Consider the following 22,739-nt stretch of genomic DNA (forward strand, 5'->3'; position numbering starts at 1 on the left):
AGGCACAATTGGCCTTGTTCGCCAAGCCGCAGCCGGGCTACACCACCGCCGCCGCCACCGGCGACACCGTGGTGCTGCTGATCGGCATGCGGATCAACCGCTTCTGGGCCGTGCACCACTGGGGCCCGGTGATGTTCTCGATGCTCCGGATGCTGTACGACCTGCGCCGCGCCCCCGAGCGCGGCCTGCGCGGCCGCATCCTGCTGACCGCCTCGCCGCGCACCTACTACGTGGTCCAGTACTGGGAGTCGAAGGATAAGCTGTACGGCTACGCGAGCGCGCCGGACGGCTTCCACCACACCGTGTGGGGCATCGCCAACCGCAAGCTGCGGGAGGGGAAGGCCCGCGGGCACGTCGGGCTCTGGCACGAGACGTACATCGCGCCGCCGGGCGGGTACGAGTCGATCTACTTCGACATGCCGCCGTTCGGTCTGGCCGGCGCCACCGGCTCGCTGCCGGTGGAGGCGCGCGGCCGGCACGCGGCGCAGCGGCTGGCCTACCGGGAGCCGGCACCGGAGCCGGAGGCCGTTGGGTCGCAGCCGCAGCCGCAGCCGCAGCCGCAGGCCGGCCGGTCGGAGCCGGAGACCAGTGGGGCACGGACGGCGCCGGGCGGGGCTGGCGAGTCCGAGGTCGGGGCGGGCGAGTCCGAGGTCGGGGCCGCGCCGGCCCCCGGCGCCTGAGTACGGCTGCGCCGGGAGTGTCGTGGGCCGCCCGGCCGCCGTGCCGTGAGAGCGTCGGGGAATGGTGGATCGGGGCGACGCGCGGCCGCAGGCGCCGGCGCGGTCGGTGCGGGTGGTGCACGAGGTGCCGTACCGCGCGCAGTGGGAGTCGGCGGAGCTGGTGCGGGAGATCGTCGACGGGCGGCTGGAGGCGTCCGCCGATCCGCGCTGGGGGCAGTCCGGCGCGGCCACCGCGGAGGAGTACGCGTGGTGGTCCTGGCGGCTGTGCGGGGTGGCCTGTCTGCGGATGGCGCTGGCGCACTGGTGGGGCGTGACCCCGGCGGCGCTGGCGCTCGCGGGCGAGTGCGTGGCGGCCGGCGCCTACCTGCGGGACGGTGACAGCCTGCGCGGGCTGATCCACGCGCCGTTCGCCGAGTACGTCGAGCGGCGCTGGGGACTGGCCACGCGGGCAGGGGAGTTGACGCCCGAGGAGGTGTCGTCGGAGGTGGCCGACGGCCGGCTGGTGATGGTCTCGGTGCACCCGTCGATCCGGGAGCCGTACGGGCCGGAGCCGGTGCGGCGCGGTGGGCACCTGGTCCTGGCGGTGGGTGCCACGGACACGGCGCTGCTGATCCACAACCCCTCCGGGTTCCCGGGGGAGTCGCAGGCCTTCGCGCGCGTGCCGTGGCGGTCGTTCGGGCGGTTCTACGCCGGACGCGGGATCGTGCTCGGCCCGCCCCGGGTCTCCTCGCCCTGACGTCGCGGAGCGGTCACTGGTTGTCCGGCAGTCCCATCGGGTTGATCGGCAGCCGGCCGCGACAGAGCGCCGAGATCGGCTTCAACGCCGCGGCGAGCCGGTCGAGTTCGGTCCGCGGGTAGTCGTCCCAGACCCGGGCCGCGGCCAGGTCGGTGGCGGCCTCCAGGGTCTGGTGACGGATCCGGCCGAGCTCGGTGACCGTCCCCTCGGCGGTCAGCCAGCCGCGCTCGACCAGGCGGTCGGCCGCCGCCTCCCACTCGGCGTCCGTCCACCCGCGCAGCGGCTGGAGCATCTCGCGCCGCATGTCCATCGCGCAGCGGACCACCAGGGCCTCGCAGCCGTCCAGCCCGGCCGCCACCAGGGCGGCCACGTGGCCGTCGCCGCGGTGCTCGCGCATCACGGTGGCGGCCTGCCAGAGCCGCTCGTACAGGCCGCTCGGGCGGGGCAGCGCGGCGTTGGCGGCGGCCAGCACCCGCCCGGCGCAGTCCAGCCGGGTGGCGGCCTGCTCCAGGGTCTCGGCGACCAGCTCGACCTGCTCCTTGTCCACGTGCTCCAGCAGCCCCTCCAGGATCGTCGCGGAGGCCTTCAGCCGGGCGGTCAGCGCCTCCTCCGGGCTCGCGTGGTTCCACACCTCCGGCAGGGCGCGCTCGACCATCGAGGGGGAGAAGTTGAAGAAGGCGGCGGTCACCGGCGGGGCGTCCACCGCGCCGAGCGGGGCCGATCGGGTGGCGAAGTAGCCGTGCAGGCGGCCGTGCAGACCGGCCTCCTCGAAGGCGGCGCGGCCCTCGGGCAGGAAGTAGGTGACGGCGTGCACCGGCTCGAAGAGCCACCACAGCGCGCGGGCGGGGTGGACGAGATCGGTCATCGGGAGACCTTCCTCGGACGGAGCTCCGGGCGGGCCGGGGAGCTCGGTGGTCGGGACGGCCCGGCGGGAGCCGCGGCGGGCCGTGGCCCGTTCAAGGGCTGATGACCACGGCGAGGGCCCCGGTAATCCTGCCGGGGGGTGTGATGACGGTCACGCCGAGGTGGCGCTGTGCGCCCGGCGGCGGTACGGCGCGGGATGATGGGATGAGGTGCCCGCCCCCGGGGGCGCCCAGCCCCGCAGGTCCTCGTACGAAGGTAGTCGGTCATGGCCCAGATCAACCCCAGCATCCTGTCCGCGGACTTCGCCCGGCTCGCCGACGAGGCCGAGGCCGTCCGGGGTTCCGACTGGCTGCACGTGGACGTCATGGACAACCACTTCGTGCCCAACCTGACCCTCGGCGTCCCGGTGGTCGAGTCGCTCGCCCGCGCCACCGACACCCCGCTCGACCTCCACCTGATGATCGAGGACCCGGACCGCTGGGCCCCGCAGTACGTCGAGGCCGGCGCCGGCTCGGTCACCTTCCACGTCGAGGCCGCCGCCGCGCCCGTCCGGCTCGCCCGCGAGATCCGCGCCAAGGGCGCCCGCGCGTCGATGGCGCTCAAGCCGGGCACCCCGATCGAGCCGTACGAGGACCTGCTGCCCGAGCTCGACATGGTGCTGATCATGACCGTCGAGCCCGGCTTCGGCGGCCAGGCCTTCCTGGACATCATGCTGCCGAAGATCCGCCGCACCCGGGAGCTGATCGCCAAGCACGACCTGGAGCTGTGGCTGCAGGTGGACGGCGGCGTCGCGGCGAACACGATCGAGCGCTGCGCGGAGGCGGGCGCGGACGTGTTCGTGGCCGGCTCGGCGGTGTACGGGGCCGAGGACCCGGCCGAGGCGGTCCGCAAACTGCGGGACCTCGCCGACAAGGCGACGGCGGACGCCTGGTGGGCCTGCGGGCACTGAGGCCCGTCCGCTCGTCCCGGCTGCCGCCGGATGGCCGGGCGCGGGTGGAGGAACGCCGCACCGTGGCGGATGATCGGTGGCGGCGCCCTCTGGGGCCCGCCCGGCCCCTCTCCGTACGGTGGTGGAACCGCGATGAGCAACCTCGACCTCAGGCCCGCCCCGGCCGGCTGTGGCCGCGAGGCCAGCGCCGGCCCGGTGAAGGATCTGCTGACGGCCCGTCAATTCCCGCTCGGCGGCAACACGGTGGTTCAGCGCCTGCTGCCCAACCTGGGCCGCCGGATGGTGGGCGCCTGGTGCTTCGTGGACCACTACGGGCCCGACGACATCGCCGACGAGCCCGGCATGCGGGTCCCGCCGCACCCGCACATGGGCCTCCAGACGGTCAGCTGGCTCCACCAGGGCGAGGTGCTGCACCGCGACAGCCTCGGCAGCCTCCGGACCGTCCGGCCGTACGAGCTGGGCCTGATGACCTCCGGCCGGGGGATCTCGCACTCCGAGGAGTCCCCGCGCCCGCACGCCCGCCACCTGCACGGCGCCCAGCTCTGGGTGGCCCTCCCGGAGGCCGGCCGGAACATCGCCCCCGCCTTCGAGCACCACCCCGACCTGCCCGTGGTCACCGGCCGGGGCCTGCGCGCCACCGTCATCCTCGGCACCCTCGACACCGCCACCTCGCCCGGGACCACCCACACCCCGCTGGTCGGCGCCGACCTCGCCCTCGCCGACGGCGCGGACCTCCGCCTCCCGCTCCTCCCCGACTTCGAGTACGCCGTCCTCGCCATGTCCGGCCGCGTCGACGTCGACGGCGTCCCGGTCGAGCCCGGCTCCCTGCTCTACCTCGGCTGCGGGCGCCCCGACCTCCCGCTGCGCGCCCACGGCGACGCCGCCGTCCTGCTCCTCGGCGGCGAGCCCTTCGACGAGCGGATCGTCATGTGGTGGAACTTCATCGGGCGCTCCACCGAGGAGATCGCGCGGGCGCGCGCCGACTGGATGACCGGCACCCGCTTCGGCGAGGTGCACGGCTACGACGGCGAGCGGCTGCCGGCCCCGGAGCTGCCGGTGATTCCGTTGAAGGCGCGGGGGCGCGAGCGCTGACCCGCGGGCGGGTGTCGGTCCTTTGGACCCATCGGGCCGTACCCGCGGGACGGGTGCCGCCGGCCGGCTCAGCCGGCGACGGCCGCTTCGGGTGAGGTGACCGCCTTGGCCGAGAGGGCGCGGCCGTAGCGGCGCAGCAGGAGGACGGCGGTGGTGGCGAGGCCGACGAGCAGGCCGAGCCAGAGGCCGCGGGTCTCGCCGCCGAGGGGGTAGGCGAGGAGCCAGGAGGCGGGCAGGCCCACGAGCCAGTAGCCGATCAGGGTGATGCGGAAGCCGCTCCGGGTGTCGTCGAGGCCGCGCAGCAGGCCGACGCCGATGTTCTGGGCGCAGTCGAAGAACTGCAGCACGGCGACGACGGCCAGGAGCCCGGTGGCGATCCGCAGGCCCTGCTGGTCGGCGGCCGCGCCGGGGTCGAAGTAGGGCCGCAGGACGAGGTCGGGCACGGTGAGGTAGGCGATGCCGACGAGGGTGGTGACGGCGGCGCCGCAGGCGAGTGCGGTGTTCTTGATCCGGCGGGCCGCGGCGTACTCGCCGAGGGCGAGTTCGCGGCTGACGTTGATGGAGGCCGCGTGGGAGAGGCCCACGGCGACCTGGAAGACGATGTAGATCAGCTGGTTGACGGCGGTGTGGGCGGCGAGCGCGGCGGCGCCGAAGCTGCCGGCGAGCAGGGCGGTGACGGAGAAGAAGCCGGCCTCGGAGCCGTAGGTGGCGGCGATCGGGGTGCCGAGGCCGAGCAGGCGGCGCACGGTGGGGGCGTCGGCGCGCCAGAAGTCCGGGCTCAGCAGGGGTGCGAGCTGCGGGTCGCGGCGGGCCGAGGCGTAGAGGGCGAGGAAGGAGAGCAGGTAGACGCTGCTGGTGGCGACGCCGATGCCGGTGAGGCCGAGTTTGGGCAGGCCCCAAGTGCCGTGGATGAAGAGCCAGTTGAGTCCGGCGTTGATGGCGACGGAGGCGATGGTGATCTGCAGCAGGGCCTGGGGGCGGCGCATGCCGACGGTGAACTGGCGGATCGCCTGGAACCAGAGGCAGGGGACCAGGCCGGGGGCGAGGGCGGCGAGCATGCCCTGGGCGCGGTGGGCGACGTCCGCGTCCTGGCCGAGCCAGGTGGCGGCCTGGCCGATGAGCACCATCAGGACGGCGCCCGCGAGGCCGGCCAGGGTGGCGACGGCCATCGCCGCCCGGACCAGGCCGCGGACCTCGTCGCCGTCGTCGGCCGTGTCCTCGTCCCGTTCGGCGCGCGCGGCGGCGGCCGCGACCTGGTTGCCGACGGAGGTGACGAGGCCGACGCCCATGGTGCGCAGCTGGTTGAAGACGACCAGGGCGAGGCCGCCGGCGGCCAGGGCCTCGGTGCCGAGCACGCCCATCATGATGGTGTCGGTGGTGGTGAGGGCGACCTGGGCGAGCTGGGTGAGGGCGAGCGGGACGGCGAGGGCGGCGAGTGCGCGGCTGTCGCGGGCGAGGGTGGCTAGCTGCTGCATCGTGGGTGTCACGTTTCTCGGAAGTCAGGGCCTGCGGAGTTTGGTGAGCGTTTCGTCGATGTCGGCCTCCACGGCCTCGTCGAGCAGTGCGCGGGCGTTCATCCAGTCGTCGTTGAAGACGGTGTCCATGTACTTCTCGCCACCGTCGTTGACGAAGGCGACCATAACGGCATCCGGGGCCAGGGCCGGCAGGCGGTTCAGGGCCTCGTGGACGACGCCTCCGGCGGAGCCGCCGATGAGCAGGCCGGTGCGGCGGGCGACGACGCGGGCGGTCGCGAAGGCCTCGATGTCGCCGACCTTCACGCCCTCGTCGATGAGGTCGTAGTCCACCAGCAGGCCGATGGTGGCGCCCTCGGGGGTGCCGGTGCCGGACTGGTAGTAGTCGTGGGCGGGCGGCCCGAAGGCGATCGAGCCCTTCGGTTCGACGCCCACGACGGCGACGCCGGGCACGGAGCGCTTGAGCTCGCGGGCGGTGCCGCACAGGCCGCCGCCGGTGCCGACCGCGCCGATCAGCACGTCGACCCGGTTGTCGAGGGCCTGGGCGATCTCGCGGCCGACGGCGTGGTAACCGACCGCGTTGCTGGGGTTGTTGTGCTGCTCGGTGAAGAAGGTGTTGTCCTTGCCGCGGGCCATCTCCTCGGCGAGTTCCTCGCGGGCCGCGGTGTGGAGTTCCTCGCCGTCGGTGTCGGCGTCGACGAAGACGAGTTCGGTGCCCATCGCCTTCATGGCGCGCAGCTTGTCGGCGGCGGCGTGGTTGTCGACGACGGCGGTGAAGCGGTAGCCGCGTTCGGCGGCGACGACGGCCAGGCCCAGGCCGGTGTTGCCGGAGGTGGACTCGATGATGTGGCCGCCTTCGCGCAGGTCGCCGCGTTCCTCGGCGTCGAGGACCATCTGGCGGGCCATGCGGATCTTGGCGCTGCCGGTGGGGTTGAACATCTCCAGTTTCAGCAGCAGCCGGGCGCCGTTGTCGGCGCGGGCGAGTTCGAACAGCGGGGTGCGGCCGATGAGGTCGGACATCCGGCCGACCACCGGGGGGCGGTTCAGGGCGTCGGTCATGGTGGAGCTCCGTGGGGACGGCGGGGCGGTGAGGTTCGTGCGGGGGGTCAGCGGTCGAGGCGCCAGCGCGGGCGGTCGCCGTGGTGGTCGATGACGACCTTCGGCGGCAGTGGCAGCTCGTGGAAGGGGGACTCGTTGGAGTCCATCTGGTAGCCCGCGGTGTTGGGGTAGACGAGCAGGTCGCCCACCCGGGGCCGGGCGGGGAAGGCGATCTTGCGCCAGGTGAGCAGGTCGGAGTCCAGGCAGCTGGCCCCGCCCACGCAGGCCCGGTACGGCTGCCCCGGGGGCCCGGCGCGGTCGCCGAGCAGGACCGGGTCGGGCAGGTACTCGCTGTTGAACCACTGCTCGGACAGGCTGAGGCTGGTGCCGTCGACGGTGACGATGCCGTACCCGGCGCGGTCCTTGACGCCCTGGACGGGGAACACCGACGACCCGGCGCGGTCCAGCAGGGCGCGGCCGGGCTCCAGCAGGAGCGTCACGCCGGCCTGCCGCAGCCGCTCGGCGAGGCTCGGTCCGGTACCGCCGGGGCGGGCGGCGAGGATCGCGCGCAGTGCGTCCGCGCCGGCGACGGGGGAGTGGTACGGGTAGAAGTCGCCCGCGGCGAAGGCCTTCTCGCCGTGGTAGTGCCCGGGGCCCTGTTCGGTGAGGAAGGTGTCCCAGGCATCGGCGGCGACGTAGTCGACGGGGAAGCCGCCGCCGATGCTGATCCGGTCCGCCGGCAGGCCCGACGACCGGGCCTTGAGGCAGAGTTCGACGAGCTCTCCGGCGAGGTCGGCGCGTGGCTGGACCGCGTAGCCGGAGAGGTGGAAGCTGAAGCCCTCCATCCGTACGGTGTCCCCGGCCTCGGCGCAGCGCCGCAGGGCCTGGTGCAGTTGCACGTCGTCCAGGCCGAACCGGCTGCGCGGCTGGGCCGGCGGGTGCCGGCGCAGCAGGACGCGGACGGGACGGTCGGTGTCGAGGCCGAGCAGGCGCTCCAGTTCGTCGAGGGCGTCGACGGCGATCAGCGCGCCCTGCCGGGTGGCGACGCGCAGCAGTTGCTCGTTCTTGGCGGGGCCGGTGACGACGAGGTCCTCGCCGCGCACGCCGTGGCCGAGGGCGTCGCGCAGTTCTCCGAGGGAGGCGACGTCGACTCCGGCGCCGGCCGCGGCGCAGCGCTCCACGAACACGGAGGCCTTGTTGGCCTTCTTCGCGTAGTGGACGCGGCCCTCGACCCCGGCGTCGGCCAGGGCGGCGCGGAACGCGGCGAGGTTGTCGTCGAAGCGTTCGGGCAGCAGGTAGTGGAAGGGGCCGTCCAGCCCGTGGGCGAGTTCGTGGAGCAGCCCGCTGTCGTGGATCCGGTCGGTGAGCGGGTCGGGGTGGGCGGGCAGGCTCAGCGCCACAGGGCCACCTCGGTTCCGAGGCCCTGGGCGGCGGCGAGTTGGGCGAAGCGGTGGCCCAGCGCGATGTCGGTGACGACGAGTCCGCTGTTGTAGGCGAAGATCCGCTGCCCGGGGGCGGTGCGGGCGGCGGCGCCGGAGATGACGACGGGCAGCTCCAGGTCGACGGCCGGGAGCTTGCCGTCGGCGTCGGCCATGTCGGTGCCGGTGACGCGCATCTGGGCCTCGCTGGTGGCGATCACCCGGTCCGCCCGGTGGAGGGTGGAGGGGGCGAGGCCGTGGCCGACCAGGATCGAGACCGCGCCGGGCTTCAGCCAGTCGGCCTCGACGGCGGCGGGGGTGTGGCCGCCGGCGGTCGCGACGATGACGTCGGCGTCGCGGGCGGCGGCCCTGAGGTCGGTGACCAGTTCGAGCTCGCGGTCGGGGAAGTGCCGGGCGAGTTCGGCGCGGACGGCGGCGATGCCGTCGGGGTGGGTCCCGGACAGGAGGAGACGCTCCAGCCCGGGCAGGGCGGTGAGTAGGAGCGGCAGCGCCAGGCGCCCCTGGGTGCCGGTGCCGATCACCAGCGCGGTCGAGGCGTCGGGGGCGGCGCACTCGCGGGCCAGCAGGGCGGAGACGGCCGGGGTGCGCAGGGATCCGATGCGGGAGCAGTCCATCATGGCGACGGGCAGGCCGGTGACGTCGTCGTAGATGGTCAGCGTCGTGTAGTAGTGCTGGTTCGCGCGGCTCCGGTCGAGGCCGTGCTTGTAGGAGGTCTTGACGGCGACGACGTTGCGCACACCGTCGCGGCCGAGCATGGCGTAGGAGACGGAGTGGCCGTCGGCGGGTTTGACGGTGAGTTTGCGCGGGTTGTCGGACTGGCCGGCGGCCAGGGTGCGGTAGGCCTGTTCGACGGTGTCGACGACGTCGGCGAGGGTGATGTCCAGGCCGGCGAGGTCGCTGGTGGACAGTACGCGCAGGGTGGTGTCGTCCCGGTCCATGAGGGTGCCCTTTCGAGGTGGTGAGGCGGCGGCAGTGGTGGTTCAGGCGGCCCGGGCGGTGAGGGCGGCCTGGCCGTAGCCGTGTTCGTCGTGCTCGGCGAGCGGGCGGGTGGGGCGGCCTTCCACGCGTACCGAGGCGCGCTTGAGCCAGCGGTCGGTGCCGTCGTAGCGGGCCCGGAACGGCACCCGGCCGTGGACGACGAGGTCGTTGTCGACGACCAGGACGTCACCCGGTTCCAGGCTCACCGCGACCGAGACGCGGGCCAGTTCGTCACCGAGGCGCCGGTAGGCCGCGCGCCATGCCTCGTCCGCCTCGTCCAGCGGGGTGTAGGCGGGGTCGTAGCGCATGGTCAGGCCTTCGGGGGCCTCGAAGAGGGTGGGGACCGGCGCGGGCCGGCCGCCGAACTTCCGGGCCTGCTCGTAGGCGTCGTCGGGCAGGATCGGTGCGACGGGCCGCTTCAGCTGCTCGACGTCGGCGTCGGGGAGGTCGGTCAGGCGCACGCTGGCCGCGGTGGTGGCGATGGCGTCGTGGTTGCGCATGCAGCACAGCAGTAGCAGGTGCGCGCGGCCGGGGTGGAAGGCGTCCTCGGTGTGCGGGGTGAGGAGGACGGAGCTGGAGGCCCCGGTCTGCTCGCTCTCGTGGCCCGGTGTCGGGACGATGTTGTGCACGAACCGGCCGTCCTGCTGGCCGTCCCAGGCGATCGGGGTGCCCATCGCCGTGGAGACGAGCAGCAGCACCACGTCCCAGAGCGCGCCGGAGTCGCCGACGGTCGACCAGTGGTCGGGGGTGGGCCCGAGGCGGGTGTCGTCGATCTCCAGTCCGCGCAGCACGAACAGGCCGTCGGCGGTGTCGACCGGACGCAGTCGGTGGCGCAGCGGTTCGCCGAGCCGGGCGCACTTCTCGGGCAGGTCGGCCAGCAGGGCGGGGCTGGTCGCGGAGCCGTGGAGGGCCAGCAGTTCGGCCGCGGTGGAGGTGAGTTCCGCGACGGCGTCGGCGTCGAGACGGCGTACCGGGGCAGGGCAGGTGGGCACGGCGGGACCTTCCGGGGACAGGGGGAGAAGAGGTGCGGGGTGCGGGCACGTGGCGTCACCTCGCCGGTGTGGGACGGCGACGGGAGCTGCGCGTGGGGCATCGGTCCGGGGCGGCTCGAACGGCCGGACGACAGGAAACGTAACAACGACTTTTAGGTAAGGCAAGCCTTACCCGGCTGGATGTCTACATTTGCGTAGTCTCGGTTCCGGGCGGCGGCGCACGTGCGGCGCAGGGGCAACTTCCCTGCTCGCGGGCCGGGTTGGGGCGCTGGGGCGCATGGCCGGAAGTCGAGTGCGCCCCGTCGGACGGCTTGCGACTTGTCTTGAATTTAGGGTAGGTAACCCTAAGCAAATCGAGCACGGAACCGAGACGAGGATCGAACGTGGGCGTCACCAGACGACAGCTGCTGTGGGCCGGAGCCGGAGCCGGGGCGATCGGCGTGCTCGCCGCCTGCGGTGGCGGCAAGGGTGGCGCCGGGGAAGCCGCGGTCTCCGGTGGGACCGGCCAGCAGCCCCGCCCCGGAGGGACGCTGAAGGTCGGTGCGCTCGGCAAGGCCTCGGCGGTCACCCGGGACCCGCACGGCACCCAGGCCAACGAGAGCGACTACCTCATCATCAGCCTGATCTACGACACGCTCGCGATACCCGGGGCCACGGCCAACACCGCTCCCCGCCTGGCCGCCTCCTGGAAGCCGTCGGACGACCTGAAGACCTGGCGCTTCACCCTGGCCGACGGCGCCACCTTCCACGACGGCACCCCGGTCACCGCCGACGACGTCGTCTGGTCGCTGAAGCGGCTGCGCAACACCCCGGCGGGCAAGAGCCGCCTGCCCGGCATCCAGCCCGAGGGCATCACCGCCGAGGACGCCAGGACCGTCGTCCTGGTCTCCGACTACGCCAACGCCGACCTGCCGCTGCTGACCCGCCTGACCACCTTCGTCCTCAAGAAGGACACCAAGGACGACGCGGTCGCCGGCGCCCCGGGCACCGGCCCCTTCAAGCTCGACTGGTACCGCGACGGCAACGCCCGCCTGGTGCGCAACGACAACTGGTACGGCGGCAAGGTCCTGCTGGACGCCGTCGAGGTCCGCCTGTTCGAGAGCCCCCAGGCCATGGCCAACGCCCTGCTCGCCGGACAGATCGACGTCGCCTCCAACGTCGGTGCCGTCGCCGCCCGCACCGCCGAGGCCCGCAAGGACGTCCAGATCGTCCGCCGGCCCAACGACATGGCGATGCCCGTCGTCATGCGCACCGCGGACGGCCCGTTCGCCGACGTACGGGTGCGCGAGGCCCTCAAGCTCGCCGTCGACCGCGACGCCATGGTCAAGCAGGTCCTCTCCGGCTACGGCAGCGTCGCCAACGACGTCCTCGGTACCGGCGACCCCGCCTTCGCCAAGGACATCCCGCAGCGCACCCGCGACCTCGCCAAGGCCAGGCAACTGCTCGCCGACGCGGGCTTCGACACCTCCAGGACCTACGACCTGACCACCACCGAGGACATCGCCGGACTCGCCGAGTCCGCGACCCTCTTCGCCACCCAGGTCCGCGAGGCCGGCGTGAAGATCAACGTGGTGAAGCAGGACTCCAAGGTGTTCTGGGACGACACCTGGCTCAAGGGCACGCTCTACACCAGCTACTGGGGCACCAACGACTCCGTCGTCTTCTTCGCCTCCAAGACGATGCTCTCGGACGCGGGCCAGAACGAGTCCGGCTGGAACGAGCCGGGCTTCGACGAGAGCTACCGCAAGGCCATGGGCACCGCCGACACCGCCGAGCGCGGCAAGCTGCTCCACCAGCTCCAGGAGATCGAGTTCGCGAAGTCCGGCTACCTGCTGTGGGGCATGGCCGACGGCATCGACCTCGCCGGCGCGGCCGTGCGCGACCTGCCCAAGCTCCCCGGCTACGGCCGCGTCCAGTTCGAGAAGACCTGGTTGGCGCGTTGACCACCCCTCACCCGGTGGACGCGAAAGCGCCCCGAAGCCTCCCGGCCCGCATCCTCCCCGGTGCGGGCCGGGTCGCCCGGCAGGCCGTACGGCGCCTGGTCCTGCTCGTCGTCCTGCTCGCCGCCGTCTTCGCGGCCGTCGAGCTCCTCCCGGGCGACGCCGCCGGCGCGAGCTCCGACCGGGGTGTCACCGCCGCCGACCTCGCCGCCCGCCGCACCGCCATGGGCCTCGACCGCCCGGTCGCCGAGCGCTTCCTGGACTGGATGACCGGCCTGCCCACCGGCGACCTCGGCACCACCGCGCGCGGACAGCACGTCACCGACGTCCTGGCCGGCCCCTTCCCCAACACCCTCCTGCTCGGCACCCTCGCCCTCGCCCTCAGCACCGCCGGAGCCCTCGCCCTCGGCGGCTGGGCCGCGCTGCGCCCCGGCGGGCGCGTCGACCGCGCCGTCGACACCCTGTCCACCGCCGCGTTCGCCCTCCCGGAGTTCGTCGTCTCGGTCGCCCTGCTCCTGCTGCTCTCCCAGTGGACCGGCTGGCTGCCCGCCGTCACCCTCACCGGCGCGGACGGCAGACCCGAGTCGTGGACCATGATCGTCCTGCCCCTGCTCTCCCTGGCGGTCCCCCAGATCGGCTGGAACACCCGCATCGTGCGCGGCGCACTCGCCGACCAGGCCGCCCTGCCGCACGTCCAGGCCGCCGTCCTCGACGGCCTGCCCCGCCGGCGCATCCTCAGCCACCACATGCTCCCCGGCGCCCTGCCCGCCGTCGCCGTCGGCATCGCCACCTCCGCCGGCATGCTCCTCGGCGGCACCGTCGTCGTCGAAACCCTCTTCAACTACCCCGGCGTCGGTGCCGTCCTGGCCGGCGCCATCACCGACCGCGACACCCCGCTCGTCGCCGGAGTCGTGGCCGCGGCCGGCGCCGCCATCAGCCTGCTCCTGCTGCTCGCCGACCTCGTCCGCACCACCACCCTCGGAGAAGAGCGACGATGACCGCCGACGCCCCGACAGCGGCCCCCGCGCCCGCCACCCGAGGGAAGCGACGGGTGCTCATGCGCGCGGTTCCCGCCCTCGCCCTCGTCGCCCTCGCACTCGCCGGGCCGCTCCTCGCCCCGCACCCGGTCGACACCCCGGTCACCTTCCCCTTCGCCGAAGCGGGCGGCGACGCGCCGCTCGGCGGCGACCAGCTCGGCCGCGACGTCCTCAGCCGCCTGCTGACCGGGGGCGCGCCCCTGATCGCCACCGCCCTGGCCATCGCCCTCGTCGTCACCGCGGCGGCCACCGCCATCGGCATCCTCGCCGTGCTGCGCCCGGCCCTCGGCCGGTGGATCGAACGCGCCGCGGACCTGACGATCCTGCTACCGTCCGTCCTCGCCATCATGCTGATCGCCCTGGCCTGGCCCGGCGGCGGACGCCTCGCCGTCGCCGCCGCAGCCACCCTCCTCGGCATCCCCTACGCGGTCCGGATCGTCGCTGCCGCGGCCGCCCCCCTCGCCACCGCCGGCTTCGTCGAGGCCGCGGCCGCGGGCGGCGAGAACCTCTGGCACCTCACCGTCCACGAGGTCCTCCCCAACCTGCGCTCCACCCTCCTCGCCCTGTTCGGCCTGCGCTTCGTCGAGGGCGTCTACATCGTCTCCGTCGCCGCCTTCCTCCAACTCGGCCCCCAACCCCCGGAAGCCGACTGGGCGTTGATGATCCGCGAGAACGCCGCCGGCATCACCCTCAACCCGTGGGCCGTCGGAGCGCCCTGCCTCGCCATCGGCCTGCTCGCCATCAGCGTCACCCTCGCCGCCGAAGCCCTCGCCCCCGCCCGGCCCACCCCGGAGACCCCGCTGTGAGCACCACCGACCCCGCTGCCCGTGCCGCCGCCCTGTCCGTCACCCTCGGGGACACCCCGCTGCTCACCGACGCCACGCTCACCCTCGCCCCGGGCCGCGTCACCGCCGTCACCGGGCCCTCCGGCGCCGGCAAGACCACCCTGCTGCGCGCCCTCGTCGGCGCCCTCCCGCCGGGCGCGCGCGTCACCGCCGGCAGCCTCACCGTCCTCGGCCACGACATCCTCGCCCTCCCGCCCGAGGAGCTGCGCCGGCTGCGCCGCCACAGGCTCGCCTTCGTCGGCCAGGACCCGGGCTCCGGACTCAACCCCCGCATGCGCGTCGATCGCCTCATCACCGAGACCGCCGCCGACCGCCGCGGCACCTCCGTCACGGACCTGCTGCGCGCCGTCCGCCTGCCGGTCGACGAAGGCCTCGAACGCCGCCGGACCGAGCACCTCTCCGGCGGACAGCAGCGGCGCGTCGCCCTCGCCCGTGCCCTCGCCCGCCGCCCCGCGATCCTCCTCCTCGACGAACCCACCGCCGGCCTGGACGCCGCCCTGCGCGACGACATCGCCGACCTGCTGCACGACATCGCCGACCGCGACGGCATCGCCATCGCCCTCACCAGCCACGACCCCGACGTCGTCGCCCGCTGCGCCGACGACGTCCTCGCCCTGCGGCCCGACCGTCCGGTCACGGCCCCGGGCACGCCCGCAACGCCCCCGGCGCCCGCACCGGCTCGCGTCCGCGCCGACGCGGTGCCCGTCGTCGAGGTGAAGGCACTCGACGCCCGGGTCGGCACCGGCCGCAGCCGCCACCGGGTCTTCACCGGCCTCGACCTCGTCCTGCGGCCCGGCACGCTGACCGGGATCACCGGCCCGTCGGGGTGCGGCAAGACCACGCTGCTGCGCGCCCTCGCGGGACTCCACCGCCCCGAGGCCGGCCGGATCACCCTCGGCGGCGAACTCCTGGCCTCCTCCTACCGTCGGCGCACCCGCGACCAACGACGCCGCGTCCAACTCGTCCCGCAGAACCCGCTCGGCGCCCTCAACCCCGCCCACACCGTCGGCGCCACCCTCACCCGCCCGCTGAAGCTCCACTCCGTACGGCCCGCCGACCGGTGCGACGCCCGCGTCGCCGAACTGCTCACCGCGGTCGGCCTCACCCCCGGCCACGCCGACCGTCACCCCCACGAACTCTCCGGCGGACAGCGCCAGCGCGTCTCCATCGCCCGCGCCCTGGCCGCCGAACCCGATGTCCTGCTCTGCGACGAGGTCACCTCCGCCCTCGACGCCGACACCGCCGAGGACATCATGGAACTCCTGCGCGGCCTACGGACCGACCGGGGCCTCGCCGTCGTCCTCGTCAGCCACGACCTGGCGCTGCTCTCGGCCCACGCGGACCTCCTCCTCACCCTCGACGGCGCCGACGGGGTGCCGCTCACCAAGCACCGCGCGGCCCCGAGCCCGGTGCCGAACTGAGCTCTCCGCGCAGGGGGGTCAGTCCGGCGTTCCGACGTCCGGTCCTTCGGCCGGGCCGACGCCCTCCCGAACCCTGGCCCAGGTCCGCCGGGAGCCGGGGGTCAGGGTCCAGCCGCTCGTCCCGCGGAGCCGCGGCCGCTGCCCGGCTCCGCGGGCGGCGGCCGCGCACACGCGCCGGAGAAGGGAGTTGAGCTCGACGCGCTGCCCCTTCGTCAAGGACGCCAGCAGGTCGTCCTGTGTCGCCGACGCATCGGTGTGGAGCACGTCCAGGGCGGACTCGCCCGTGGAGGTGATGGTCAGCACCTCCTGCCGACCACCGACGTGGACGACCATCGACTGCAGCAGGCGTGCCGACAGGAGATCGTCGAGGGCCTGGTCCACCTCGGCCGCGGGCGCCGTGACACGGGAGGTGAGATCGTGCCGACCGTGCGGTCCCAGCCGCGCCAGCGCCGACAGCAGCGCGTGGTGGACCGGGGTCAGCCCCCGGTGTTCCAGCCGCTCCGCCAGCAGACGGTCGACGGCCCGCCCGGCCTCCGACAGGAGGTAGACGGACTGCTCGAACGGACTCGACGATCCCTGCCGTCCGTCGTACAAACCGTGTCCCCATCATCGGAAAAGCGCGACGCCCTCGGCGTCGAAAGCAGCAAGCCGAGGCTCACCATACCCACGCTTCCGATCGTTGGTCTACATCGATGTCGTCAGATCGGTCAGGGGCCGACGATCCTCCTGGCCGCATGCTCCACGTACTCGTGCAGGCCGTAGGCGAGGCCGAGCGCCAGCAGGGCCGACACCACCACCGCGGCGACGAGACCGGACACGGCCGCACGTGGCCCGCGCCCCCTGGGCCCGGCGGGCTCCGGCTCCAGCAGGGCCTGAACCCGCCGGGGGACCGGGCCCGTGCTCACGGACAGGAGCCGGCTGCCGCGCACCCCCGTCCCGGCCGAGCCGGCCAGCGCGGCGCGGGCGATGGCGGTCGCGGCGACCCTCCGGTCCCCCACCGCCGTCGCGGCGGCCTCGTCCGCCCACCGCTCCAGGTGGAACTCCAGCGCGGGCCCCAGGCGCGCGAGCGCCGGATGCACGGCCGAGGCCAGGTCGACGACGGCCGAGAGCACATGGTGCCGCCCGCGGAGATGAGCCCGTTCATGGGCGAACAGCACCGTGCGCTCCGACGGCCCGAGCGCCCTGAGCATGCCCTCCGACACGACGACGCGGGCGGCGCGGCCACGGAAACGCGGCAGGGCGAAGGCCTCCGCCTCCTCACCCGGGACGACGAGCACGTCGCCCTCGGCCGTCCCCTCGCCGGTCAGCGCCCACGCGCGGGCCAGCAGCGCACGCTGCCGGCGAGCGGCCGGCACCAGCCGCACCGCCTGCACGGCGAGCAGGACCCCGGCGGCACCGGACACCGGCACCACCGCCGGCCAGTCCGCCGTCACCCGGGCGAACCGCAGGTGCTCCAGCCCCGCCAGGAACGGCACGTGGAAGAGCCCCGTCAGCGCCGCGACCGTGCCGCCCGCGAGCAGCACGGCCGCCCCCGCGAGGGTCAGCGAGGCCTCGCGCGGCGGGAGCAGCCCGGCCAGCCGACGGGCCGCGGGCGCCGCTCCCCACGGAAGGACGACGGTGAGGGCGACGACCACCAGGAACAGCGTCACGCCCCGCCCTCCAGCACGGCCTCGCCCCCGGCCGGAGCCGGTGCGGCCTCCGCCTCGATCAGCAGGCGCCGCAGGACGTCCCCGTCGTCCGTGGACAGCGAGGACACGAACCGCTTCAGGACGAGGTCCCGCTGCGGCTCCTTCTCCAGCTCCTGGCGCATCCGCCCGGCCGCCAGCCCGGCGGCGTCCGCGACCGGCGCGTAGGCGAAGGAACGCCCTGGCCGCGTGCGCTCCAGGGTCCCCTTCTCGTGCAGGCGGGTGAGGATCGTCGCCACGGTCGTCCGGGCGAGGTCCTGGTGCAGCGCCGCCTTGACCTGCTGCGCGGTCATCGGCTCACCGGCCGCCCACAGCACCGTCATCACGTCCGCGACCAGTTCCCCGTGCGGACGCCTGGCCTCCTGACCGTCCCTCGGCATCTCTCTCCCTGTCCCGAAGCGTTCGCCCGGCACACCCCGACGCCGACACCGGTCGGAGACGAGGCCGCCCGCGCCGGTGCGGCGAGAAGGGGTACGGCCTGGGTGACTTAGGTGTGCCTCAGCTAACTTTACGGGGCATGCGGATCGCCGCCGAGCCGGTGCCAGCCGGCGAGGGGGATGCCGGCCCGATTCCTGCGCCGGGGTGCTTCAGGCGGCCGTGTCGGCCGTGGGTTCGGTCCCGGCGGCGGGGGTATCGACCGCCGCGCGGAATGCCCAGATCGGAAGCCAGGCCTTGGCGGTCGCCGCCGGCTGGTGCGAAGTGGCGAGTACGGGAACGGACAGGACGGCCAGACCTATGGTCAGAATGGCTGCCGCACACGAGAAAATTTTACGCATGAGCATTCTTCCAGGTGTTCGTCTGAACATAACACCGGAATTGATACACCAGAGCTGCCCGGCCCATCAAATCGAGTCCTAGGTCTGCCATGGCCGGCCGGGCGAGTTCTATTCGCTTGTTTGATCCAATTGCCTGCGGAGATTGCGCATTGTTTTCGATTCTGGAGTGCGCGTCGACTCGGAAAGTTCAATGGCGCGTCGGATTGTCGTGCGGGCCGCGTCCGTCCGACCGGTTCGCAGCTGCAATTCGGCCAATGCCTCGCAAGCGTGGGCCTCCTCCTCCGGTGCCTCGATCTGCCGGGCGAGAGCGACGGCCTGGCGGAGATGGTCGAGCGCCTCGGACGTCCGGTCGAGTGCGTGCTCGGCTCGGCCCGACCCGCGCAGCGCCCCGGCCTCCTCGCGCTGGGCGCCGATCGATCGGGCGAGTTCGAGTGCGCGCGAGTTCTGGTCGAGGGCGGCGTCGTACTGCCCTGTCTCCAGATGCACGGCGCCCAGTCCGTTCATGGCGTCGGCCTCGGCCCGTCGGTTTCCCGTCTGGCGGAAGGTTCGGAGCGCGGCCCGGTAGAGTTCTGCGGCTCGGTCGGCTTCGGCGGGGAGTCGCAGGGACGCCGCGAGGTTCACGCGGATGGCGGCGAGATCGTTCGGCGGCAGGATGTTTTCCCCGGTTGCCAGGATTTGCTCGAATGCGTCGCGCGCGGCATTCGGGTTTTGACTGCTGAGGTGTATTCCGCCGAGATTGCCGAGAAGCTGCAGACCGAGTCGTGCGGCACCGAGGGTCTTGGCGAGGGGGAGGGCCTCGGAGAAGGCGTCGAGCGCTGCCTGGCTGTCGCCGAGGTGCAGGAGGATGGTGCCGAGATTGTTCAGGCAGCGGGCCGTGTTCCACTCGTCCCCCGATTGCCGGTGAATCTCGACGACCTCGCGCTGCGTCGCCAGCGAAGCCGAAAGATCGCTCTGGCTCCACCGGATCTGGGCGAGTCTCTCCAGCGCCGCCGCGGTGCACTCGGCGCTGCCTGCCGCTCGCGCTATGGCGAGGGCGCGCTCCGAGGCCCGCTGGGCGAGGGCGTACCGGGCGGTGCGGATCCGGATCGAGGCCAGGGCCAGGAGGGCGTGGCCCTCGGCCAGGTCCTCGCCGCGGCCGTGCCAGTGGTGTGCCGAGGCCCGGTGCATCTCGTCGGCCTCGCGCCACAGCCCCTCGGTTTCGAGGTGGTCGGCGAGGGCGTGGGCGAGCCAGGCCGCCTCCTCGGTCATGCCGGTGGCCCGGGCGTGGGCCTCCACGGAGACCAGGCCGGGGAGTTCCACCCCCAGCCAGGCCCTGACGGCCTTGTCGTCGGGCCAGTCGAGCCCGTCCACCAGCGCGTCCACGGGGGCGGGGTGCGGCGCTCGGGGGAGGGGCAGCCGGAAGCGCCGGGGATTGAGCGTGCGGTCGGCTCGATCGGCCGCCCGCAGCGCGAATCCGATGAGCCGTCGAACCGCCTGCTGCCGTTCCTCGGCCGTGACGAGATCGACGGCGAACTCGCGCAGGAGATCGTGCAGTACGTACCGCTCCGGCGAATTCTCCTGGAGCATGTGCAGGTCGTGCAGGCTCTCCAGGATCCGGTCGGTCTCCCGCAGCGGCCGTCCGACCAGGGCGGCGGCGGTGTCGGGGCCGAAGTCGGGACCGGGGTGCAGGCCGAGGCGGCGGAACGCCTCTTGCTGGGTGCGGGAGAGCGAGCGGTACGACACGTCGAACGCCAGGGCCACGCTTTCGAGCCCGTGGCGGAGCTCGTTCAGCCGGCCGCCGCTGCGGGACAGCCGCCGGACGAAGTGGTCCAGGGACCACGTGGGGTGGGCCTTGAACCGGCTCGCCGCCAGGTCGAGGGCGAGCGGGAGCCGGCCGCACCGCTCGACGAGCGCGTCGACCCCCGCGGGGTCGCCGGCCCGTTCCTTTCCGACCAGCGCGGTGAAGAGTCCGGCCGCGTCCTCGGGCGACATGGGGTCGAGGTAGAGCGGACTGCAGGGGAGTTCGGCGAGCCGGTGACGGCTCGTGACGAGGATGCAGGAGGCGGGATTGCCCGGGAGCAGGGGGCGGACCTGTCCGGGCCCTCGGGCGTCGTCGAGTACGACCACGGCCCGGCGCTCGGCGAGCAGGCCGCGGCACCGGGACGCCAGCTCGTCCCGGTCGGTGGGGATCGAGGCGGCCGGGACCCCGAACTGTCTGAGCAGCAACGTCGCCACCGCCTCGGTGTCCAGCGGCTGTTGAGCGCCCCCGTTGGCGCGGAGGTCGACGTAGTACCGGCCGTCCGGGAAGCGGTCCCGGAGGAGGTGCGCGGCGGTGACGACGAGGCTGGTCTTCCCGGTGCCGGCCATGCCGGAGACCGCGCGGATGCAGCCGCCCGCGCCGTCCGGCGAGCCGCTCGTGGGCGCCGACAACAGGTGCCGGAGTTCCGCGTCGCGGCCCACCATCCGGTGCCGCACGGGGAGGTAGTTGCTGCGCGCGGGGCCGTGCTCGGCGGCGATGGGCGGAGCGACGGGCCGTCCCGGGCGGGTCAGGATCTCGCCGATCGGGGCGCGGCGAAGGATGCGTTGCTGAAGTGCCCTGAGCTGTTCGCCGGGTTCGGCGCCGAGGTACTCCAGCAGTTCCCGCCGGGTCCGCCGGAACACGTCCAGCGCCTCGGCGAACCTGTCGCAGCCGTAGAGCGCGGTGATCAGGTGGCCCGCCACCCGCTCGTCGGTCGGTCGCTGTTCCGCCAACGCGGCCAGTTCGGGGACGAGTTCGGCGAAGTGTCCGAGTCTGAGCTCGACTTCGCAGCGGGTCAGCATGGTGGCGAGCCACTGGTCGCGCATGGTGCTTCTGGTGGCCCGGGCCCATTGGCCGGGCAGGCCGGCGAGGGGCTCGCCCCGCCAGGTGTCGTCGGCGCGCCGGAGGAGTTCGAGCGCCTGGCGGTCGTTGCCCGCGTCGGCGAGCGATCGGGCGCGTCGCCCGAGCCGGACGTACCGGGGCCAGTCGACCTGGTTCGGATCGGTGTCCAGGGCGTAGGCGTGCGACTTGCGGTTGATCACCGCGGGCGGCGCGCCGTCGTCGGCGTGCTGTGCCTTCCGGAGCGCGGAGCGCAGCCGGGAGACGTAGGAGTGCACGGCCTCCCGGGCCTTGGCCGGGGGCTCGTCGCCCCAGAGCCGGGTGATCAGGGTGTCCAGCGGTACCGGTCGGCCGACGTCGAGTGCGAGTGCCGCGGCGAGACAGCGCAGCTTGTTGGTCCCGAGCGCCACGGGCCTTCCGTGGACGGACAGTTCGACTGCTCCGAGCACATGGAACTCCACGGTACCCCCGCCGGTCGGTCCCCATCCGTCGCCTCGGAGAGCATGGCATGTGTGCGGCCGGTCGGCCATAGCACGTACCGGCCTCGGGGCGGTTCGGCTTCGGCATGTTCTCCGGCTTTCCGCCTGCTGTGTGGTATCTGCCCCGGGGTCGCCGTCGCTCGGGCCCGGCGTCGGTCGGGGCCGTTCTCCCGCAGGCGGTTCGGCGGCGGTACGAAGACCATCGGAGTGCGTCACCGGCTTGACTGGTGACGATAGGGCCGGCACATGGCTTCCCGGTGCACGCGTGTCCACGGGCGGCCGGGCCCGGCCGCACCAGGGTGCACAGGACGGAACGCTGCTGCTGGTGGCGCCGTACGCGGCCCTTGGCGACGAGCGACTCCAGGGTGTTCCGCACGACCTGGGGCGTCGGGGCGCGCTTCGGGTGCTTCTCCATGAGTTCGTCCCGCAGGTCCTTCGCCGGGCACGGTTCGTCGTGCCGGCCCAGGAGTTCCGCGAGCAGGTCACCGAGCAGAGGCCGGTGCGAGGCCCCCTTCGCACCGGCCTTCGTCGTGCCGGCGTCCGTGGTGCGGGCATCCGGCGGGTCGCAACCGTTCACTCCCTCGGCATGGACGGTGATGCACGGTACCCGTGCCGGGGTCCGGCCGCCGAGGCGCGCGGTCGTGGAGGGACTACCGGGCACCCGCGGTGGACGGCGTCTTCTTCCGCGCGCGGTAGGCGGCGGCCTTGATCTTGTTGCCGCAGGACTCCATGCCGCACCACTGGCGGCGCATGCCCCGGGAGCGGTCGATGTAGACCCGGGTGCACTCCGGGTTGCCGCACTCCTTCATCAGGGGGACGTCCGGGCCGCTGAGGAGTTCGACCGCCTGGCGCGCGACGGTCGCCAGCGCCTGCTCGGGGGTCGCCTCGTTGTGCCGCCCGGTCATGGTGAGCTGCGGTGTCACGGGCGGCTTGCGCGCGGCGGCGTTGAGCACGGCGAGCGCCTCGCGGTCGAAGGGCTCGTCGAGTCGCCGGTTGGTGACGAGCCGGTAGATCGCCTCGCGGACGGTCGTCGCCTCGCGGACGTCGTGCTCGTCACCGGGCGTGATCGTGTCCACCAGCCCGCAGTCCAGATACCAGGCGTTCAGGCGCTCCGGCGTCACGAACATCTCGAACCGGACCGTGCGTCGTGCACGGAGCGTGGCCGCGAAGTCCAGGGCCGGGTGCCCGCAGACGAAGACATAGTCAAGGTTCACGTCACCATGCTGACAGGTGACTGTGTCGAGGTGCAATGACGCGTGGCTCCGGTCGTCGCACAGCCGCGGGGAGAGGGGCCCGGCGAGCACGGCGAGCAGCGTCGACTTGCCCGTCCCGTTGCCGCCCGTGACCAGCAGCCGGTCGGTCGCCGCCACCTCCGGGGCGTCCAGCACGAGCCGGCCGGGCAGCCGGACGCCCGGAGCGACGCCAGCGGTCGCGGGCCCTCCCCGGTGCCGCCGAGACGCGCCGGCCGCCGAGGTCGCGG

At 73.7% G+C, this 22,739-nt stretch carries 18 protein-coding genes and 2 pseudogenes; 8 read left to right on the forward strand and 12 right to left on the reverse strand.

Going from position 1 to position 22,739, the window contains the following annotated elements:
- Positions 1-14 precede the first annotated feature (14 nt).
- Both ACWGKU_RS00410 and ACWGKU_RS00415 read left to right on the forward strand, forming a co-directional pair.
- Positions 15-503: pseudogene (locus ACWGKU_RS00410) on the forward strand (DUF4188 domain-containing protein); the annotation flags it as partial.
- A gap of 238 nt (positions 504-741) precedes the next feature.
- Positions 742-1,416, forward strand: coding sequence for a C39 family peptidase (locus ACWGKU_RS00415; protein ID WP_452178146.1), 675 nt, complete (start codon positions 742-744; stop codon positions 1,414-1,416).
- 13 nt (positions 1,417-1,429) lie between these two features.
- On the opposite strand, the gene ACWGKU_RS00420 is transcribed toward ACWGKU_RS00415, so the two are convergent.
- Positions 1,430-2,281 (reverse strand): SCO6745 family protein, encoded by an 852-nt coding sequence (locus ACWGKU_RS00420; protein WP_359897366.1) that lies wholly within the window; start codon positions 2,279-2,281, stop codon positions 1,430-1,432.
- Positions 2,282-2,545: 264 nt separating this feature from the next.
- Here ACWGKU_RS00420 and rpe point away from each other — a divergent pair, with 264 nt between their 5' ends.
- Together rpe and ACWGKU_RS00430 are read left to right on the forward strand one after the other, a co-directional pair.
- Positions 2,546-3,229, forward strand: coding sequence for a ribulose-phosphate 3-epimerase (gene rpe, locus ACWGKU_RS00425; RefSeq protein WP_359897365.1), 684 nt, complete (start codon positions 2,546-2,548; stop codon positions 3,227-3,229).
- A gap of 132 nt (positions 3,230-3,361) precedes the next feature.
- Positions 3,362-4,321: a pirin family protein gene (locus tag ACWGKU_RS00430; RefSeq protein WP_452178147.1), complete on the forward strand. Its 960-nt coding sequence runs from the start codon at positions 3,362-3,364 to the stop codon at positions 4,319-4,321.
- Between the two features lie 68 nt (positions 4,322-4,389).
- Here the strand turns inward: ACWGKU_RS00430 and ACWGKU_RS00435 are convergent, their stop codons facing one another.
- The 5 genes from ACWGKU_RS00435 to ACWGKU_RS00455 are packed head-to-tail and all read right to left on the reverse strand — an operon-like array spanning position 4,390 to position 10,240.
- Positions 4,390-5,796: an MATE family efflux transporter gene (locus ACWGKU_RS00435; protein ID WP_452178148.1), complete on the reverse strand. Its 1,407-nt coding sequence runs from the start codon at positions 5,794-5,796 to the stop codon at positions 4,390-4,392.
- A 24-nt stretch (positions 5,797-5,820) separates the two neighbouring features.
- Positions 5,821-6,852: a cysteine synthase family protein gene (locus tag ACWGKU_RS00440; protein ID WP_401049754.1), complete on the reverse strand. Its 1,032-nt coding sequence runs from the start codon at positions 6,850-6,852 to the stop codon at positions 5,821-5,823.
- Positions 6,853-6,899: 47 nt separating this feature from the next.
- A complete protein-coding gene (locus tag ACWGKU_RS00445; RefSeq protein ID WP_401049757.1) occupies positions 6,900-8,231 on the reverse strand; it encodes a type III PLP-dependent enzyme domain-containing protein in 1,332 nt (443 codons plus the stop codon).
- The gene (locus ACWGKU_RS00450; protein ID WP_452178149.1) at positions 8,222-9,208 is read right to left on the reverse strand and encodes an ornithine cyclodeaminase family protein; all 987 of its coding nucleotides are present in this window, start codon (positions 9,206-9,208) and stop codon (positions 8,222-8,224) included. Before ACWGKU_RS00450 ends, ACWGKU_RS00445 begins: the two co-directional genes overlap by 10 nt.
- A 42-nt stretch (positions 9,209-9,250) precedes the next feature.
- A complete protein-coding gene (locus tag ACWGKU_RS00455; RefSeq protein WP_452178150.1) occupies positions 9,251-10,240 on the reverse strand; it encodes a TauD/TfdA family dioxygenase in 990 nt (329 codons plus the stop codon).
- A gap of 383 nt (positions 10,241-10,623) precedes the next feature.
- Here ACWGKU_RS00455 and ACWGKU_RS00460 point away from each other — a divergent pair, with 383 nt between their 5' ends.
- The 4 genes from ACWGKU_RS00460 to ACWGKU_RS00475 are packed head-to-tail and all read left to right on the forward strand — an operon-like array spanning position 10,624 to position 15,483.
- Positions 10,624-12,183, forward strand: a complete 1,560-nt coding sequence (locus ACWGKU_RS00460; protein ID WP_452178151.1) for an ABC transporter substrate-binding protein — start codon at positions 10,624-10,626, stop codon at positions 12,181-12,183.
- Positions 12,180-13,178, forward strand: coding sequence for an ABC transporter permease (locus tag ACWGKU_RS00465; protein ID WP_452178152.1), 999 nt, complete (start codon positions 12,180-12,182; stop codon positions 13,176-13,178). The genes ACWGKU_RS00460 and ACWGKU_RS00465 overlap by 4 nt, the downstream gene beginning before the upstream one ends.
- A complete protein-coding gene (locus tag ACWGKU_RS00470; RefSeq protein WP_452178153.1) occupies positions 13,175-14,023 on the forward strand; it encodes an ABC transporter permease subunit in 849 nt (282 codons plus the stop codon). The genes ACWGKU_RS00465 and ACWGKU_RS00470 overlap by 4 nt, the downstream gene beginning before the upstream one ends.
- On the forward strand, positions 14,020-15,483 hold the full coding sequence (locus ACWGKU_RS00475; protein WP_452178154.1) for an ABC transporter ATP-binding protein: 1,464 nt from the start codon (positions 14,020-14,022) through the stop codon (positions 15,481-15,483). Before ACWGKU_RS00470 ends, ACWGKU_RS00475 begins: the two co-directional genes overlap by 4 nt.
- Positions 15,484-15,501: 18 nt before the next feature.
- On the opposite strand, the gene ACWGKU_RS00480 is transcribed toward ACWGKU_RS00475, so the two are convergent.
- The 6 genes and pseudogenes from ACWGKU_RS00480 to ACWGKU_RS00505 form a co-directional block, all read right to left on the reverse strand.
- Positions 15,502-16,077, reverse strand: coding sequence for a MarR family winged helix-turn-helix transcriptional regulator (locus ACWGKU_RS00480; protein WP_452178155.1), 576 nt, complete (start codon positions 16,075-16,077; stop codon positions 15,502-15,504).
- 113 nt (positions 16,078-16,190) lie between these two features.
- Positions 16,191-17,132, reverse strand: coding sequence for a M48 family metalloprotease (locus tag ACWGKU_RS00485; protein ID WP_452178156.1), 942 nt, complete (start codon positions 17,130-17,132; stop codon positions 16,191-16,193).
- A complete protein-coding gene (locus tag ACWGKU_RS00490) occupies positions 17,129-17,548 on the reverse strand; it encodes a BlaI/MecI/CopY family transcriptional regulator (RefSeq protein ID WP_452178157.1) in 420 nt (139 codons plus the stop codon). The genes ACWGKU_RS00485 and ACWGKU_RS00490 overlap by 4 nt, the downstream gene beginning before the upstream one ends.
- A gap of 504 nt (positions 17,549-18,052) precedes the next feature.
- A complete protein-coding gene (locus ACWGKU_RS00495; RefSeq protein ID WP_452178158.1) occupies positions 18,053-21,229 on the reverse strand; it encodes an AfsR/SARP family transcriptional regulator in 3,177 nt (1,058 codons plus the stop codon).
- A 316-nt stretch (positions 21,230-21,545) separates the two neighbouring features.
- Positions 21,546-21,791, reverse strand: a pseudogene (locus tag ACWGKU_RS00500) (hypothetical protein); the annotation flags it as partial.
- Between the two features lie 118 nt (positions 21,792-21,909).
- Positions 21,910-22,473 carry a CGNR zinc finger domain-containing protein gene (locus tag ACWGKU_RS00505; RefSeq protein WP_452178175.1) on the reverse strand — a complete coding sequence of 188 codons (564 nt, stop codon included), beginning with the start codon at positions 22,471-22,473 and terminating at the stop codon, positions 21,910-21,912.
- Positions 22,474-22,739: the final 266 nt, after the last annotated feature.

This window comes from Kitasatospora sp. NPDC054768 (assembly GCF_053612025.1).

What these genes read in the sequence shown, in the direction of transcription:
- ACWGKU_RS00415 (WP_452178146.1), top strand. Translation starts at nt 742, where the DNA reads ATGGTGGATCGGGGCGACGCGCGGCCGCAGGCGCCGGCGCGGTCGGTG.
- ACWGKU_RS00420 (WP_359897366.1), bottom strand. Translation starts at nt 2,281, where the DNA reads ATGACCGATCTCGTCCACCCCGCCCGCGCGCTGTGGTGGCTCTTCGAG.
- rpe (WP_359897365.1), top strand. Translation starts at nt 2,546, where the DNA reads ATGGCCCAGATCAACCCCAGCATCCTGTCCGCGGACTTCGCCCGGCTC.
- ACWGKU_RS00430 (WP_452178147.1), top strand. Translation starts at nt 3,362, where the DNA reads ATGAGCAACCTCGACCTCAGGCCCGCCCCGGCCGGCTGTGGCCGCGAG.
- ACWGKU_RS00435 (WP_452178148.1), bottom strand. Translation starts at nt 5,796, where the DNA reads ATGCAGCAGCTAGCCACCCTCGCCCGCGACAGCCGCGCACTCGCCGCC.
- ACWGKU_RS00440 (WP_401049754.1), bottom strand. Translation starts at nt 6,852, where the DNA reads ATGACCGACGCCCTGAACCGCCCCCCGGTGGTCGGCCGGATGTCCGAC.
- ACWGKU_RS00450 (WP_452178149.1), bottom strand. Translation starts at nt 9,208, where the DNA reads ATGGACCGGGACGACACCACCCTGCGCGTACTGTCCACCAGCGACCTC.
- ACWGKU_RS00470 (WP_452178153.1), top strand. Translation starts at nt 13,175, where the DNA reads ATGACCGCCGACGCCCCGACAGCGGCCCCCGCGCCCGCCACCCGAGGG.
- ACWGKU_RS00490 (WP_452178157.1), bottom strand. Translation starts at nt 17,548, where the DNA reads ATGCCGAGGGACGGTCAGGAGGCCAGGCGTCCGCACGGGGAACTGGTC.